At 58.8% G+C, this 1,188-nt stretch carries 2 protein-coding genes; both read right to left on the bottom strand.

The features are described from left to right. On the bottom strand, positions 1–794 hold a 794-nt coding region (locus tag ACR0E6_RS21385; protein WP_480587082.1), incomplete at its 3' end, for an ABC transporter permease. After that, the coding region (locus ACR0E6_RS21380) for an ATP-binding cassette domain-containing protein (RefSeq protein WP_480587079.1) at positions 779–1,188 on the bottom strand (410 nt) is incomplete at its 5' end. The genes ACR0E6_RS21380 and ACR0E6_RS21385, both read right to left, overlap by 16 nt.

The following is a 1,188-nucleotide window of genomic DNA, read 5'->3' as shown; positions in this document are numbered from 1 at the left end:
ACCGCGGCTGCGATGGCATCAAGCTCCATCAGATTGCCGTTGCGCGCGGCGTCCGAGGCCGAGTTGATCGCAACCACAATCAGACCGGCCAGCCCCGCAAGCACCGCGCAGACGACATAGGCCCCGATCTTGACCCTTCGTACGGGACCACCCGACAGATAGGCAGCGCGTTCATTGCCACCAATCGCCAGCAGGTAGCGGCCCCATGTGGTTCTAGTGATCACCCAGTACAGAACACAGGCAATGGCCAGCGCCAGCCAACCCTGGAACGGCAAGCCAAGCACCTTGCCGGTTCCAAGATAACTGAATGACGGGTTTGAAAATGTCTGCAGGTTCCCATTCGTCAAAACCTGGGCAATACCGCGACCAGAGATGAAGAGAATGAGCGTTGCCACAATGGGCTGCACGTTCAATATGGCAACCATTACGCCGTTGAACACTCCGCATAACCCCGCGACGAACAGCGGCAGGACAATGGCCAAAGTGACGCCCAGCATCGGATTAGCGGCACCCAGATCCGACAGAAAGATCAGCGGGGCCAGCGCCCCCGCCAGTGCCATGACCGCACCAACCGACAGATCGATGCCACCCGTGGCGATTACCAGCGTCATGCCCATGGCCACGATGGCGATCGTGGCAACCTGGCTGATATTCACAAACAGGGTCTGCAGTTGCAGGAAATTGGGAGTGAAAAACGCGTTGAACACCAGCAGGGCGACCAACGCGGCGATACCGCCATGAAAGCGGAAGGGCATCGACGCGACCCGTTGCGGCAACTTCATTGCGCGGTCCATGAACCAATTCCTTCTTCATGATGCGCAAGCGCGCCCACCAGTATGTTCTCGGTAATCCCGGGGTTGGTCAGTTCCTTGACCGAGCGCCCCTCGTGCATGACCACGATGCGGTCGGCGCCTTCCACCAATTCTTCGAATTCCGAACTGATGAGGACAACGCCAAACCCCTTCTCGACATAAGACCGAATGAACGATTGGATCTCTCGTTTGGCGCCGACATCCACGCCTCGGGTCGGCTCGTCGAGTATCAGGATGTCGGGCTGTGTCGCCAGCCAACGGGCAAGAAGCACCTTTTGCTGGTTGCCGCCGGACAACTCACGAATGGGTTGGTCCATATGCGCCGCCTTGATGCCCAGATCGTCGATGAAGGCATGAACGATCTCGCGCTCGCGGT

The sequence above is a fragment of the Ruegeria sp. AP12 genome, from assembly GCF_056540025.1.
This window is presented reverse-complemented; position numbering and strand designations above follow the sequence as displayed.